The sequence below is a fragment of the Acinetobacter septicus genome (assembly GCF_019355975.1).
Taxonomy (GTDB): Bacteria; Pseudomonadota; Gammaproteobacteria; order Pseudomonadales; family Moraxellaceae; genus Acinetobacter; species Acinetobacter ursingii.
The window spans coordinates 38275-51334 of the sequence record NZ_CP079898.1; the positions used below are offsets into that span (position 1 = coordinate 38275).

The following is a 13060-nucleotide window of genomic DNA, read 5'->3' on the forward strand; positions in this document are numbered from 1 at the left end:
TATTTGGTTTTTAATATAAAACCTAGTAATTCGGTAAATTTTTAATTTTGTTAAAGATAAAAAATATTAGGTTGAAATGAATCCTACTCCTAAGACTGTATATTCTCAATTATTTGATGAAATGAACTCAAATTTAGTGAAAACTACAAGTGAGTTCAAACTTCATTCATGGAGAAGAAAGATTAATCAACTGGAAAATGTTGATTACCTTGAGTACAAGTTTGCCAAATCTTTTTTGTTTCTCTATGAAAATAAATTCGAATTAGCATTAGAGGAGATTGATTCTCTCATAGCTCAAACAGTTGATTCCGAAATTCTTTCCCAATGTTATTTCTTGAAGGCAATAGCAAGCGTCTCACATGGAAAATATATTGATGCTATTGAATTCTCTTGGCTAGCGTTTGAATACAGTAGGCTTATGGTTTACTATTCGTGGATGTTGTCAACAGCTTCTAATTTTCTCATATATGATAAAAGGTTGGAGGATATGAAATCATTTAACCAAGATCAGATAAAAACATCAAGTGAAGCACTGATAGCAATTGAAAAGAATATTAAGTTTTTCAATATTAATGGTTTTAATTTAAATCTTTATAGGGATTTAAATTCGAGAATACATTCATTATTCTTCTCTAATTGTATTGGAAATTTGGGAACTTTTACTGAACAAACTGATTCTGGTTTCATAACAATATTGTTCAATAAAAATCTTGATTTAGAGATGATAGAAAAACTCAATGATGGTGTGAACGAAATACAGCTAAGTTTGCTTGATGATTATGATTTTGACGATATTTTAAGATATCCTGTAGTCTTTACATCTGAAGATTATGGCCGCTTAATTTAAGGATTTTGCAAGTGGATAGTATTGAGTTCTTAAATTTTTCCAAAAAGATCATTACACTCGAACCTATTAATGAAATAGATTACCGTCAGGTTGTAAGCAGAAGTTACTATTGCGCATATCATCAAGTCAGAATTAAGGCTGACAATTTAGGCATACCAGTCAATGCCTATAAAGGTGGGAGCCATGCATCATTGAGACAAACATTGATAGAGCTCAGACCAGCTAACAGAATCCTCAAAGGAATTGCTTTTAGGTTGAATAATTTTCACACTTTAAGAGTTAACGCGGATTATAAGTTAGATTTAGTGATTACTGAAAAAACTGCAAATGAATCAATTCAAATGTGCGAAAAGATCATAAATGAATTGAATCACGCATAGTTTAAAAATAATGAAACCCGCTTCGGCGGGTTTTTTAATGAGTGAAATGTGGTAACCGGCCCCTTTTTAAGCTAACCTCATTCGCCTTTATGCCCCACGAACAGAAGCCTAAAGTGATTGAAATGGATGCAGAGGATTATTTAAATAGTTGGGTGGGGCGGTGATATGAATCAGCGACCAGAAACAAGTTTGGTTACATTATCAATCGCTTGCGTTAGATTATTAAGTTTTTCCTGCTGCTCTTTCAGCATAATTTCCATCATGTGCATTTCAAATTCATGGGAAATCTGAGCCTCAAAGCTTTGTTCTAAGCGGGCGACCATCTCTGCACTTTGCGAACGGTTATTTTTTTCAGCAGATTCTTCAATCTTGTTTTTTAGCTCTGGTGGAACTCTTAATCTAACGATTGTGTGATTAGTTTGATTACTCATAATCCCTCATGCCACAAAAAGTGGCAAATAATTTGACTTACCTATTTACATTACCACAAAGTGTGGCTATAGTTATTAAAAGCCACAATGTGTGGCATTTTGGGGTAATCAGGAGAAAACAATGAAAGAAGGTCGAAAAAAATCAATTGATGTTCGTGTTCGAGTGTCAAATGAGTTGCATGAAGACTTAAAAGACCATGCAAAAAAAGAAGAGCGTTCAATGAATTATTTAGTAAATAAGGCAGTTGAATTTTATTTAAACCACCAGAGTGCGAAAGCATGAAATCAATAGACAACAAAAAAGCCCAGAACTTGGACGGGACGGGCTTTCAGTTGTCACAAACTAAAGGAAATTATTTATGACTACAAATAGTCTAACTCAAATCACTGTACCTTTCCATAGTGCAGAATTATTAATTCTAGAGCATGAAGGTCAGCCATATATTCCAATGCGCCCCATTGTTGAAGGCATGGGATTGGATTGGGCAACTCAATTTCGTAAGCTTAATCAAAAGTTTAAGACCTGCGTTGTCAAGATGACAACGCAGCTATTGGGTGATAATCAAACTCGCGAAGTCATAATGATGGCACTAAAAAAATTGCCAGCCTTCATGTATTCAATAGAGTCAAACAAAGTAAAACCCGAGTTACGTGATACTGTCATCATGTATCAAAACGAATGTGATGATGTTTTGTGGGATTATTGGACTAAAGGTCAAGCAATTAACCATCGAGTAGCAATATCGCCTGAACAACAAGCATTGCTACATGAAATTGTAGATAGGCGCTCTAAAGGTGAACGCAAGATTTATGCTGAAATGTGGTCTCGTCATAACCGGCACTTCAAGATTCCTCGATACGCTGAGTTACTCGCAATTCATTTCCCTGAATCTGTCCATTATTTGGAGACAATGGCTATCAAAGCCAAGCCTGAAAAACAAGATAATGGCGGAACATTAGAAAAGTTGCAGTCTTTTGTTGATAATCTGGCTCATCGCTATCCAACACTACAAAACCCAATGGCTCATGAAATAGCAGCTCGATTTAGTGAAATATTGCAGTATCAGGACTTGAGTGATGAGCGACTGTTCTACTACGTGGCGATCAATAAAGGTAAGTTGGTTGTATTGCCACAAACTGTGCATCATGGGGTGGTAGATTTAGTTAAGCTTAGTGAAGCCTTTGAACCGCTACACAACTTTATGATGGGTTATGAGATTTACAGTCAAGCTAGAGCATTGAAGAAGCTGCCACTAAAACCAGTACCACGATAGGCAAGCCTTTCATTTAAGAAAATTTTAAGCTAACCTCATTAAGTCTACTTAATGGGGTTTTGGTGTGAAAAAAGTATTATTAATTTTTTTAATTTTCCTATGCAAGCCTGCTTTAGCTGATGAATGGCATGTTGAATGCAAAATAGACCACATTACCGATAAAAAACTATGCATTCTACAAAAAGATAGTTTTTGGTTGTTTCGCAATGAAAATATGTATTTTATCAAAATAGGTGATAATAATTATCCTGGAACGCAAGCTATTCTTAAAACAGAATATTTAAATCATATATACACATCTAACCAAGATGGTATATTTGATGTGCCAGACTTTATTATCTATTCAATGAAGCGTAGTAAAAATATTAAGACCAGATTTCAACGATGGCCGAGTTTAGCTTATTTAGATAATACAATTAACCTAAATGGTTTTAATAAAAAACTAAATGAGATGGATTTAATGTATAAAAAGTTGAAATGATATAATCACTTGTAAAACCCCGCTAGTCGGGGTTTTTTATTGCCTAGAGGAAAGTAGATATGGCAACAGCATCATTAGGCCGCCTAACACTTGATCTTGTTGCCAGAACAGCAAGTTTCAGCGAACCACTTAGCAAAGCAGAGCGTCAGGCTCGAAATTCTGGAAAAGGCATAGCCGAATCAATGGATGTTGCATCCATAGCGGTAAAAGGATTGAGCCTTGCAGTTGGCGGCCTATCTGTTGCGGGTATGGTTGCTTATAGTGAAAAGGTGATTAATGCGGGCAATGATATTCAAAGATTCTCTAAGCTTGCCAATGCATCTGTTAGTCAATTTCAGTATTACGCTAAGGGTGCTGAAACTGCGGGTATTTCGATTGAGTCTTTTGCAGACAAGATGAAAGATATGCAGGACAGAATTGGCGATTTCCAACAAACAGGTGGTGGGCCATTAGCCGACTTCTTCACCAACATTGCACCACGAATAGGTGTCACGATCCAACAATTTCAAAAATTATCAGGGCCAGAGGCGCTACAGCTTTTCTATAATTCATTAGAAAAAGCAGGCGCATCAGCTAATGACATGAAATTTTATATGGAACAGATTATTAGTGATTCTTCGCTACTGATTCCATTGTTAGAAAAGAATGGTCAGGGCTTTAAGTTCTGGGGTGATGCCGCAAAAAATGCGGGCGCAATCATGTCTGACGACATGGTTAAAAGCCTTGCTGAAGCAAAAGTTAATTTACAACTTTTAGATTTGCAGTGGCAGGGCTTGCAGGCGACATTAATTAACGATGCTATTCCGGTTATAGAGGCCATAGCTGAAAACTGGGATAAAGTTGAAGCGGGTGCTACTGCTTTAGCAACGGTGGTTGGTGTTCGTTTGGCTGCCGCATTCGGTATTGCGGGCGCTCAGGCTGCTGCAAGTCTTATTCAATATACTCGTTACCAAGTTGCTCTGGCACGAATGGCAGGAGAAACCATCACTCTAACTACAGTTACTCGCGGCTTAGGTGGGGCAATGTTGAGCCTTGTTGGTGGTCCATTGGGTTTGATTGCTTTAGGCGTGCAAGTGGCTATTGCAGGTGGCACATACTATGCAATGACTCGCAAAACAGAAGATGCTACTGATGCGTTTGATATGCAGGGTAAATCTATCAGTGAGCTAGTGGATCATTACAATAGCTTAAGTCAAGCTAAGCAACGAGCATTCGCTTATGATGCGGCAAAAGACCTAGAGGCAGACACCGAGGCTTATGAGGCGGCAAAAAATCAGGTTGCGTCTTATGCAAGTGGCTTGGCAGAAACGGTATTAAAACAAGGAGAATCGGCAGATCAAATAAGGGCATGGCGACAAGAGTTTTTGCAAGGTGGAATTAGTGCGGAAGAATTGGCAAATCGAATCGGATCATTATCTGATGTGACTGATGTTTATAATGCAAATATGGTCAAATACTCTAGTGCCGCCACTTCTGCCAAAGCTAAACTGGATGCTCAAAAAAGTGTAGTATCTTCATTAAAAGTGGCAACAGATGAAGCAAATAACTCACAGAGAGAGCAAACAAAACTTGTAAATGAATCAGCAGGTGCTTGGGAAAAGCTAACTCAAAAACAACGAGAATATATCACTCAACTAAGGAAGGATGCTTCACGTGACTTGTATATAAAAAGCTTGGTTGGGCGTGGCATGGGAGTTGATAAAGCTAATGCTTTAGCTGATGCTCAATCTAGCGCCAATGGTGAAAACGCATTTAAAGTTGGGTTGCCGCAGTCAGTTGTTGATGCAACAATGAAAAACTTTAATCTCAAAAATTATAGTTTTAATAAATCAGAATTGGCTGCGATTGCTAAAGTTCAAGGCATCGCTAAGGCAAATAATTTTGCCCAAATTGAAGGTTTATATGGGTTGCCAGTTGGTACTTTAGCGGCTCTAGTTCTTCAGGAATCAGGTGGAAATCCTAATGCTGTTAGCCCTACAGGTGCCAAAGGCTTATTTCAGACAACATCTATTTTTAGACGTGAATATGGATTAAATGCAAATAGTTCAATTGAAGCTCAAGCTACGGCAGCAGCTAAAGACTTAGCAAAAAAGAGAGCCAAATTTGGTACACAAGATTATGCGTTGATGGCATATAACGCAGGTTCTGATGGCTTAAATTCCTATTTGAACGGAGGATTATCCTCAGATAAGCGGAAAGAGGTTGCGGGGTATGTACCAGGATTTCAAAAATGGTTTGCTGGTGTAAACGGGAAAACCGCAGTTGATAATTCAATTCTGATGCCGACTCAGGCAGACATATTGGCTCAACAGGCTCTTGCGGCGCAAGCTCAAAAAGATCTGGACGACAAACGCAAGGAAATTGATGCTCAATATTACACTGATGCTGAAAAACTTGCTAAAGATCATCGGGATCGGGTTGAGAAAATTACACAAGCCTATACTGGAACCAGTGAATTAAAATCACGATTGGCCCAAGAGACAGCTTTGTATAATGAACAAGCAACTCAGCTAAAAGTTCAACGTGAAGAAGATTATGCAAATCTCACTGCATTTGAAACGGATCGGGTAAAGCAGCTTGAAGACTACTATGCACGTCAAATTGAACTGGCCAAAACCAGTACAAAAATTAACGAGCAGGAACGAGCCAAGGTAATATCTGGATTGCAGCGTAAGCGCGATTTCGAAATTGCGGCTGTTCGGCGTGAACAGGATGAGCAAGTTCAATCTGCATTTGAGGCATATCTGAATGAAACTGAAATTGTAGTCAAACGATATCAAAGGGAACGTGAAGAAATTTTGGCAAATGGTGAGTTGCTTGATGAAAACCGTAAAAAGTTACTTCAAGCAAACCAGATGGATCAATTTCGCACTTTGAATCAAGCATCTGACAGTGTTTTTCAATACGGTCAAAATGCAGCTCAAGCACTAATGCAGAGACAAAATCCGGATGCGTATGCTCGGTATAGTTTGCAAAATCAATATTCTTCAGACATGAGTGGGTTAAATGATGCTTATAACAATCAAGTTTCAGGTATTAATTTAATCAAAGATGAGAATGATCGTAACGCACAGCTTTTGCAAGCTCATGAGCAATATCTCAAAGCTAAGTCAGAAATAACCGCTGACTATAATCAGAAGGAAATTGAGCTAAATACGCAGCTATATTCAAGCAACTTATCTGCTATGAGTTCTGTTTTTGGTTCAATGGGTGATCTTGTTAAAGGATATGCCGGGGAAAGTTCAGATGCTTATATTGCGATGGTTGCAATACAAAAAAGCGCAAACTTAGCAAGTGTAATTATGAATGGCTATGCAGCTATTTCTGCTGCTTGGGCATCCGCCCCATTCCCATACAACCTGCCAGCTGTAGGGATGGCTACAGCGCAAACTGGTGTCTTACAAGCTGCCTTGCAGGCATTTACGCCAAGCATTACAGGCATGGCCCACAACGGTATAGACAATATCCCGAAAGAAGGAACATGGCTTTTGGATGGCGGTGAGCGTGTATTGAATCCAGAGCAGAATAAGGATCTTACTAATTATCTAAGTGATCGTCAGGCGGCAAATGCTCAAAATCAACCAATGGAATCACCTCAGGTAAATGTTCGTGTAATGAATAGTTGGGATGACTCAGAGTATTACAATGCTTTAGCTGCACCACAGGGCGAAAAGATTGTGATGAATATCATTAAACGGAACAGAACAAAACTAGGTATTTAAACCGACCAATCCAAGGTCGGTTTTTTATGTGAGCAATTTATGAAAGTGACTATAAATGAGCGTGATTATATCTTGCTCACAAAATGCCCTTTGCTTGAAACAACTGAACGTTATGAGTTTAAGACTGATGTTCATCAAAGTTTCGATGCGACAGAGGAAGAACGCATACCGCTAATTGATGCAGCACGACAGTCCTTCAATTATTCAATGTTGGCGTATAAAGCTGAAATTCAGGGCATGTTTGACACCTTTTACGATGAATTGCGTGCTGAATATTTAATACCGCAAATGCTTGAAACAGTGACTGTTTCTGATATTGATGGTGATTTCATTGATTGCGATACAAGCCTGTTAAATGTCGGCGTTGACTCATTCATTTTGGTGAAGTCGAATAATACATTTGCTGCTGTGCAAGTGACTGAAATCGGGCGTTATGAAGTCATTGAAGAAGTGCCAACATATTTCGACGGCTTCCGCATTCATACCGCAATTGAAGCCACAAGCCCGATTCTTCAACCGTTGCGACTTTGCATCATTGATGGCGACATGACAGCACAAATGAATGCACTGGTATTTAAACCACAAGTCACGTTTAGAGTGCTAGAAAATATCGAATATCCCATTTCAGCCGCACCTGAACAGTTTAATAGTGAAGATTATTGCGACTGGAAAGTGTTATTGAATGGGGATTATCTCGATGTTTCATTCAGCCAACATCAAAATATTGTCGATGGCGGCATGGGGAATATTTGGGGATATACGCACTGGATGGGCGCAAAGAAAATGTTTGTATTGCGATTACTCATGCGCAATCCTCAAGAATATATTGACTTAAAAAAATGGTTTTATCGTCGTCGCGGGCGGTTGAATGCGTTCTATTTGCAAATGTTTGAGGGTGATAAGAATAATCCAGTGAAGCGATTATTTCGCCTGAATAGCGATGCGATTGAGTTCAATTTTAAAGGTGCAGGCATTGTTGAAACGAACGTGCCTGTGGTGGAGCTAACGCCATGATGAATTTATTTAAGTCTAAAAAAGACCTGTTTGAGTTTAAGCATGGTGACAAGACATGGTACTTCACCAGTGCTGCAAAGGCCGTAGATCATAATGGTCATACTTATCTGCCGTTGGTTGTGGGACGTAGCGACATCACAGACGAGGATATTGATAAGTGCGATACTGAGATTACTTTTCCGTATCCCATGCAAATCTTGAATGCAGATGGTGATGATCTACAAGCTTTGTTCATTAACAAGATTTACTTCAAAAGCGTCACTGTGACTATTCTTGAGCTGTATAAGGGCGAGACGCTAGTCATTCATATTGGGCGAGTAATTCAGCCAAAGTTTGATGATGATGCAAACACAATGACGCTTGTGAGTTCTACTGCTGAGACTCAACAGAACAAGAATATTCTTACTCGCAAGTTTCAAAAAAGCTGCTCAAACAAGATTTATGATCGTATTTGTGGTCTAAATATTGAAGATTGGTCAGTTGAAGTCACTGTCACTGCAATTGATCGCTTGACTGTCAGCTTTACGATTAATGATAGTTCAACATATCCTGAAAATTACTTTAGTCGCGGCGCGCTTTATAGAGATGGAATTTTTACAAGTATTAGATTTAGCGAAAATACAACTATTAGTCTTGTACGCGAACACCCTGGGTTAAAAGTTGGCGATGTGGTAATGATTGCCCCTGGTTGTGACCAAACAAGATCAGGCCCATGTCATACAGTTTTTGATAATACATTGCGATTTATGGGGTTTCCAAACATCCCTGCATCAAACCCAGTAAACGATCAAATTATTAAGTGAGGTGGCTATGTTTGCAATCGTAGCGATTGTTCTTTCAGTTGCATCTGCTGTTTACTCGTATTACACGATGCGAAAAATGCAGAAAAAAAACAGACCTGAACCTAATCAATTAGACGGTTCTATTGCTGACGAGGGGGTGTCATTTTCTTCTATCTTTGGCTCACCACATATACATGGAAACATTGTTTGGAAAGGCAATGAAAGCACGGAAGCGATTAAAGTCAAAGGGGGTAAGAAATGAAAATCTACATGTCTGATATACGAAAAGCCAATATGTGCTCTCGTGGAACGCGGGCATTTTTTTTGGCTAGAGGTTGGGATTTTCAAGAATTTTTAAAAAACGGTTTAGATGAAGAATTTTTTATCAAAACTGACGATGCAATGGCTTTGCAAGTTGTAGAGGTGGCTAGAAATGGGCGGAAGCAGTAAACAAACAGTCGGATATAAATATTTTGCTGGTCTGCAAGTTGCACTCGGGAATTGCATTGAGCGAATATTAGATATCAACCCTGATAATCGGGGCTGGATTTTATCAGACAGGATTTATCAAGACATACTTAAAGAGGGGGATGTTTCTTTAGGTATTGCGATGCCTAATATTTTTGGCGGTGACAAGCAAGAGGGTGGCTGGGTGGGGATGATTGAAATTCACACTGGCCGACCTGAATATATACGTCAAAATGCATATCTAGCTGAGCATGACAGCGAACTTGTGTCATCTTTTCCATATTTGTCTTATGTTGTTTTTAAAGGGTACACAATAGACAAGGGTTTTCAGCTCGTATCGATGTCGGGAATGCTGAAAGAAGTGTTGTACTGGCCTAAACGTACTCGTATTAAAGATGATGGAAGCGAGCAGTGGTATAAAAGCCATATGGATGAAGATGGCAATGAGATTATTGTATGTGAAATTGGTGCGAGAAATAATGCGCCAACTATAATTGAGCCAACACCAATGGGAACTGTTTCAGCATCATCTTCATGTAATTGGGCCACGTGTGGGAATGAGAGCGAAATAGCATATTTAAATGACAGTGTTGTATGTAGTGAAGTGATACTGGAACCTGATATTCGGGAGTTGGAATTGGTGAATGGTTTGTGTCATTATAGTTTTCGCCAAGTAAATATCCCATATGAAAATAATTTCTCAATGTCTTTCGGCGGTACTGGACTGTTAAAGCTTATTCTTTCTGCTGGGATGGGGAATATGGGTGATAGACCATTTATTCCAGGATTATTCTCTCTAGAGTGCGATAATGAATATTCAACAACTGTTGCTGGAAGATCAGTAATGTGGGAAATCACTGCTCAACTTCCAGCAATAATCACTGGTGTTATCAAGTGTGATCTATATCCAGAAGATGACGGTTCTTTCTATTTTAATCATGAGATATCTCCTGCTGTATTTTATCAAGAACCGCTAGAAGCACCCAGTCAGGTCAAAGGAATTGATATAAACCCTATTCATCAGATCAGAGAGATCATTACAAATGACAATGCAATGAACAAGACTGAGTCAATGATTAATGATGAGAATTTTAAGTTTGCAGCAAGAAGAATTTGGCATGAGGGCTTAGGTGTTTCAGGAGCATTTACAGAGAAATCATGCAAAGAAGCAATAGATGAGCTGCTGTATCACATCGAAGCAGGGATACGTGTCAATCGTCAAACTGGCTTGTATGAAATCGTTCTATTTCGTGATGATTTGTTAGATTTAGATAATGCCCAAGTTTTTAATGAAAGCAATATCAAGTCTTTTAATATTGAAGTTGCGAATATCGACGATATGATTAATTCGGTTAATGTGAATTATTATGACCGAGATAATATTAAAGATTCATCATTTTCATTAGATGAAATTGGCTCTATATTATCTAGTCAGTCAAATGCTGAAACGATAGACTTTCCCTATTTTATGAATCGTCGCAATGCTGAATTAGTTGGAAATTGGAAGCTAAAACAACTTTCAACACCAACACGAAAAGGCTCTTTCACAACTGGCAAATATGATGCTCGCAAGATCAATCGCTATGATGTCATGAAGTTGACTTGGCCCAATCAAAATATGTTTGAAGTGCCAGTTCGTATCATGAAAATCGGTCTTGGCGACGGGATAGATAATACTGTTACGCTGGATTGGGTTGAAGTGATTCCTTTTTCATCTATTAACTACCCATCAATAAATGTTGATCAGTCAACGTCTGTTGCATTATCGCCGCAACCAAACCAAAGTATTGCTTTTGAAATGCCATATTTTGAAGCAGTACAGCGTTTTGGTCAGTCCCAAGTTGATACTGAACTAAGTAATAATCCTGATTTTGGGCATTTAATGGTTGCAACAAAGAAACCACAAAATAACTCGATCAATGCGTTGTTGTTTACAGATAACGGTACAGGGTATAAACAAGCTTCGATTGTTGATTACTGCCCAACCGCTGTACTTGATCAAGACATCAGTTATTTAGACACATCATTTACTGTTAAAGATGTGAGTGCGATCAGTCAAGCTGAAATCGGCACATTAATTCTTTGCGATGAAGAATTGATGGTTTATCAAAGTTATGATGATGTGACCAAGATTCTCACTGTCAAACGTGCAGCACTCGACACAGTACCGAAACCGCATTTGCAAGGTGCGGTTTTTTATTTCTACGATTCATTTAGTGCTTTTGATTCTGAGCAGTATGTATTGGGTGAAGTTATTAATGCGAAAGTGTTGACGACTACGCCGAGTGGGATTCAAAGATTGGGTGATGCAACAGCTTTATCTGTAGAAATGAATGCACGTGCAATTCGACCTTATCCACCAGCGAATGTAAAAATTAATGGTGAGTATTATCCTGCCGAGATTGACACTGATTTAATTTTAACTTGGGTTGATCGTAATCGCCTGCAACAAACAGGTGGGGAAATTCTTAGCTGGTTTGATGGTGGCGTTACAATTGAAAGTGGCACTTCAACAATGCTGACTATCAAAGAGCTTGATGTAGATGAACTGCTTATTGCGACGCACAACATAGATGCGACTGGAACCAACACTTACACTTTAGCAATTTCATCAATGCAAGCTGAAACTAGATCAATTGAAGTAACAGCAAAAACAGTGAGAGATGGCTATGAGTGCTTACATCCGTTTGAGCATATTTTTGAATTGTCGCAAGTCTTCTCTGCACCGTACAACTTAACAGTTGAGTTTAAAAATGACTAATCGTTTAGAGTTAAATTGGGAGCTTGAAGGGCTTGTGGACGAGCAGCGTTACTACTGCTCTGAAACACCTTTTACATCTACAACATTGCCTACCCCAAAGGCTGTCATACTTGATACAGATCGAACTTATGTGGACACTGATATTGATGAAAATAAACTTTACTATGTAGCTGTCAGTTCTGTAAGAAATAGTGTTGAAAAATTGAGTGACATTAAAGTTGTGTCAACTCAAACATACTTGCTCAATATGCCGTTTTCGTCTGATAAGAATGACCATGGTAAGTTCAATCTTGTTGCAACAACAGTAGGCAGCGCAGTAATTCAAGATGGGTATTTGTATGTTCCTGATGGAAGTTACATTCGTTTCAATACAACAGGAATCACAGAATTAAACTTAGGAACATCTAATTTTGAGTTCGGTATAGAAGTAGCATTGATGGCGAACGGTGGCGGGTCATATCCGTGTGTATTTGGGGTTGGAACGGGGTGGTCTAGCGGTGCTATATCAATGCAATTTAACCCGTCATCTAGGTTTATGTGTGCGATTATGAGTCCGGGGGAAAAGGATGCTTTTGCTCCGACAGATCAAACCCGTGATGGAACTACCTTTGTGAAATATGTTGTTAGACGAGTCGCAGGAGTTTGGACAACGTATAAAGATGGTATAGCTGGAACACCATTTACGGACTCAAAATTCATTGCTAATTTCACTAGAAATGGCGTTATTACAATCGGTGCTGCGATTTGGGATGTTGGAATTACAGCATCACACAGTAAGATTAAGAATATTTATCTTAGAAAGCTTTAATAGGGCGCATAAAATGCTGTGCAAATAGAAGTTTAAATCTCAACAACATAAAGCACCTTCGGGTGCTTTTTTATTGCCAAAAATTAGGAAAA

13 protein-coding genes are annotated in these 13060 nt (G+C 38.7%); 12 read left to right on the top strand and 1 reads right to left on the bottom strand.

The window, feature by feature from the left end; genetic code table 11:
- Window positions 1-76: 76 nt before the first annotated feature.
- Window positions 77-847 carry a hypothetical protein gene (locus I6L31_RS00300; RefSeq protein WP_005003628.1) on the top strand — a complete coding sequence of 257 codons (771 nt, stop codon included), beginning with the start codon at window positions 77-79 and terminating at the stop codon, window positions 845-847.
- Between the two features lie 11 nt (window positions 848-858).
- Window positions 859-1227, top strand: coding sequence for a HEPN domain-containing protein (locus I6L31_RS00305; RefSeq protein WP_005003629.1), 369 nt, complete (start codon window positions 859-861; stop codon window positions 1225-1227).
- 170 nt (window positions 1228-1397) lie between these two features.
- Here the strand turns inward: I6L31_RS00305 and I6L31_RS00310 are convergent, their stop codons facing one another.
- Window positions 1398-1658: an Arc family DNA-binding protein gene (locus I6L31_RS00310; RefSeq protein WP_005003633.1), complete on the bottom strand. Its 261-nt coding sequence runs from the start codon at window positions 1656-1658 to the stop codon at window positions 1398-1400.
- Window positions 1659-1779: 121 nt separating this feature from the next.
- On the opposite strand from I6L31_RS00310, the gene I6L31_RS00315 reads away from it, so the two are divergent.
- The 10 genes from I6L31_RS00315 (at window position 1780) to I6L31_RS00360 (ending at window position 12968) form a co-directional block, all read left to right on the top strand.
- Window positions 1780-1941 (top strand): toxin-antitoxin system HicB family antitoxin, encoded by a 162-nt coding sequence (locus I6L31_RS00315; RefSeq protein WP_005003635.1) that lies wholly within the window; start codon window positions 1780-1782, stop codon window positions 1939-1941.
- 76 nt (window positions 1942-2017) lie between these two features.
- Window positions 2018-2932 (top strand): phage antirepressor N-terminal domain-containing protein, encoded by a 915-nt coding sequence (locus I6L31_RS00320; RefSeq protein WP_005003637.1) that lies wholly within the window; start codon window positions 2018-2020, stop codon window positions 2930-2932.
- 64 nt (window positions 2933-2996) lie between these two features.
- The gene (locus tag I6L31_RS00325) at window positions 2997-3413 is read left to right on the top strand and encodes a hypothetical protein (RefSeq protein WP_005003638.1); all 417 of its coding nucleotides are present in this window, start codon (window positions 2997-2999) and stop codon (window positions 3411-3413) included.
- A gap of 59 nt (window positions 3414-3472) precedes the next feature.
- Window positions 3473-7135 (top strand): transglycosylase SLT domain-containing protein, encoded by a 3663-nt coding sequence (locus tag I6L31_RS00330; RefSeq protein ID WP_005003640.1) that lies wholly within the window; start codon window positions 3473-3475, stop codon window positions 7133-7135.
- A 39-nt stretch (window positions 7136-7174) separates the two neighbouring features.
- Window positions 7175-8149, top strand: coding sequence for a hypothetical protein (locus tag I6L31_RS00335; protein WP_005003642.1), 975 nt, complete (start codon window positions 7175-7177; stop codon window positions 8147-8149).
- Window positions 8146-8952 carry a phage BR0599 family protein gene (locus I6L31_RS00340; protein ID WP_005003645.1) on the top strand — a complete coding sequence of 269 codons (807 nt, stop codon included), beginning with the start codon at window positions 8146-8148 and terminating at the stop codon, window positions 8950-8952. Before I6L31_RS00335 ends, I6L31_RS00340 begins: the two co-directional genes overlap by 4 nt.
- Before the next feature lie 7 nt (window positions 8953-8959).
- Window positions 8960-9193: a hypothetical protein gene (locus I6L31_RS00345; protein WP_005003646.1), complete on the top strand. Its 234-nt coding sequence runs from the start codon at window positions 8960-8962 to the stop codon at window positions 9191-9193.
- Window positions 9190-9381, top strand: coding sequence for a hypothetical protein (locus I6L31_RS00350; RefSeq protein WP_005003649.1), 192 nt, complete (start codon window positions 9190-9192; stop codon window positions 9379-9381). Before I6L31_RS00345 ends, I6L31_RS00350 begins: the two co-directional genes overlap by 4 nt.
- The gene (locus tag I6L31_RS00355) at window positions 9365-12160 is read left to right on the top strand and encodes a phage tail protein (protein ID WP_005003651.1); all 2796 of its coding nucleotides are present in this window, start codon (window positions 9365-9367) and stop codon (window positions 12158-12160) included. The genes I6L31_RS00350 and I6L31_RS00355 overlap by 17 nt, the downstream gene beginning before the upstream one ends.
- Window positions 12153-12968 (top strand): hypothetical protein, encoded by an 816-nt coding sequence (locus I6L31_RS00360; protein ID WP_005003653.1) that lies wholly within the window; start codon window positions 12153-12155, stop codon window positions 12966-12968. The genes I6L31_RS00355 and I6L31_RS00360 overlap by 8 nt, the downstream gene beginning before the upstream one ends.
- The last annotated feature ends 92 nt before the right edge of the window (window positions 12969-13060 follow it).

What these genes read in the sequence shown, in the direction of transcription:
- I6L31_RS00340 (WP_005003645.1), top strand. Translation starts at nt 8,146, where the DNA reads ATGATGAATTTATTTAAGTCTAAAAAAGACCTGTTTGAGTTTAAGCAT.
- I6L31_RS00345 (WP_005003646.1), top strand. Translation starts at nt 8,960, where the DNA reads ATGTTTGCAATCGTAGCGATTGTTCTTTCAGTTGCATCTGCTGTTTAC.
- I6L31_RS00315 (WP_005003635.1), top strand. Translation starts at nt 1,780, where the DNA reads ATGAAAGAAGGTCGAAAAAAATCAATTGATGTTCGTGTTCGAGTGTCA.
- I6L31_RS00330 (WP_005003640.1), top strand. Translation starts at nt 3,473, where the DNA reads ATGGCAACAGCATCATTAGGCCGCCTAACACTTGATCTTGTTGCCAGA.
- I6L31_RS00350 (WP_005003649.1), top strand. Translation starts at nt 9,190, where the DNA reads ATGAAAATCTACATGTCTGATATACGAAAAGCCAATATGTGCTCTCGT.
- I6L31_RS00360 (WP_005003653.1), top strand. Translation starts at nt 12,153, where the DNA reads ATGACTAATCGTTTAGAGTTAAATTGGGAGCTTGAAGGGCTTGTGGAC.
- I6L31_RS00355 (WP_005003651.1), top strand. Translation starts at nt 9,365, where the DNA reads ATGGGCGGAAGCAGTAAACAAACAGTCGGATATAAATATTTTGCTGGT.
- I6L31_RS00310 (WP_005003633.1), bottom strand. Translation starts at nt 1,658, where the DNA reads ATGAGTAATCAAACTAATCACACAATCGTTAGATTAAGAGTTCCACCA.
- I6L31_RS00300 (WP_005003628.1), top strand. Translation starts at nt 77, where the DNA reads ATGAATCCTACTCCTAAGACTGTATATTCTCAATTATTTGATGAAATG.
- I6L31_RS00335 (WP_005003642.1), top strand. Translation starts at nt 7,175, where the DNA reads ATGAAAGTGACTATAAATGAGCGTGATTATATCTTGCTCACAAAATGC.
- I6L31_RS00320 (WP_005003637.1), top strand. Translation starts at nt 2,018, where the DNA reads ATGACTACAAATAGTCTAACTCAAATCACTGTACCTTTCCATAGTGCA.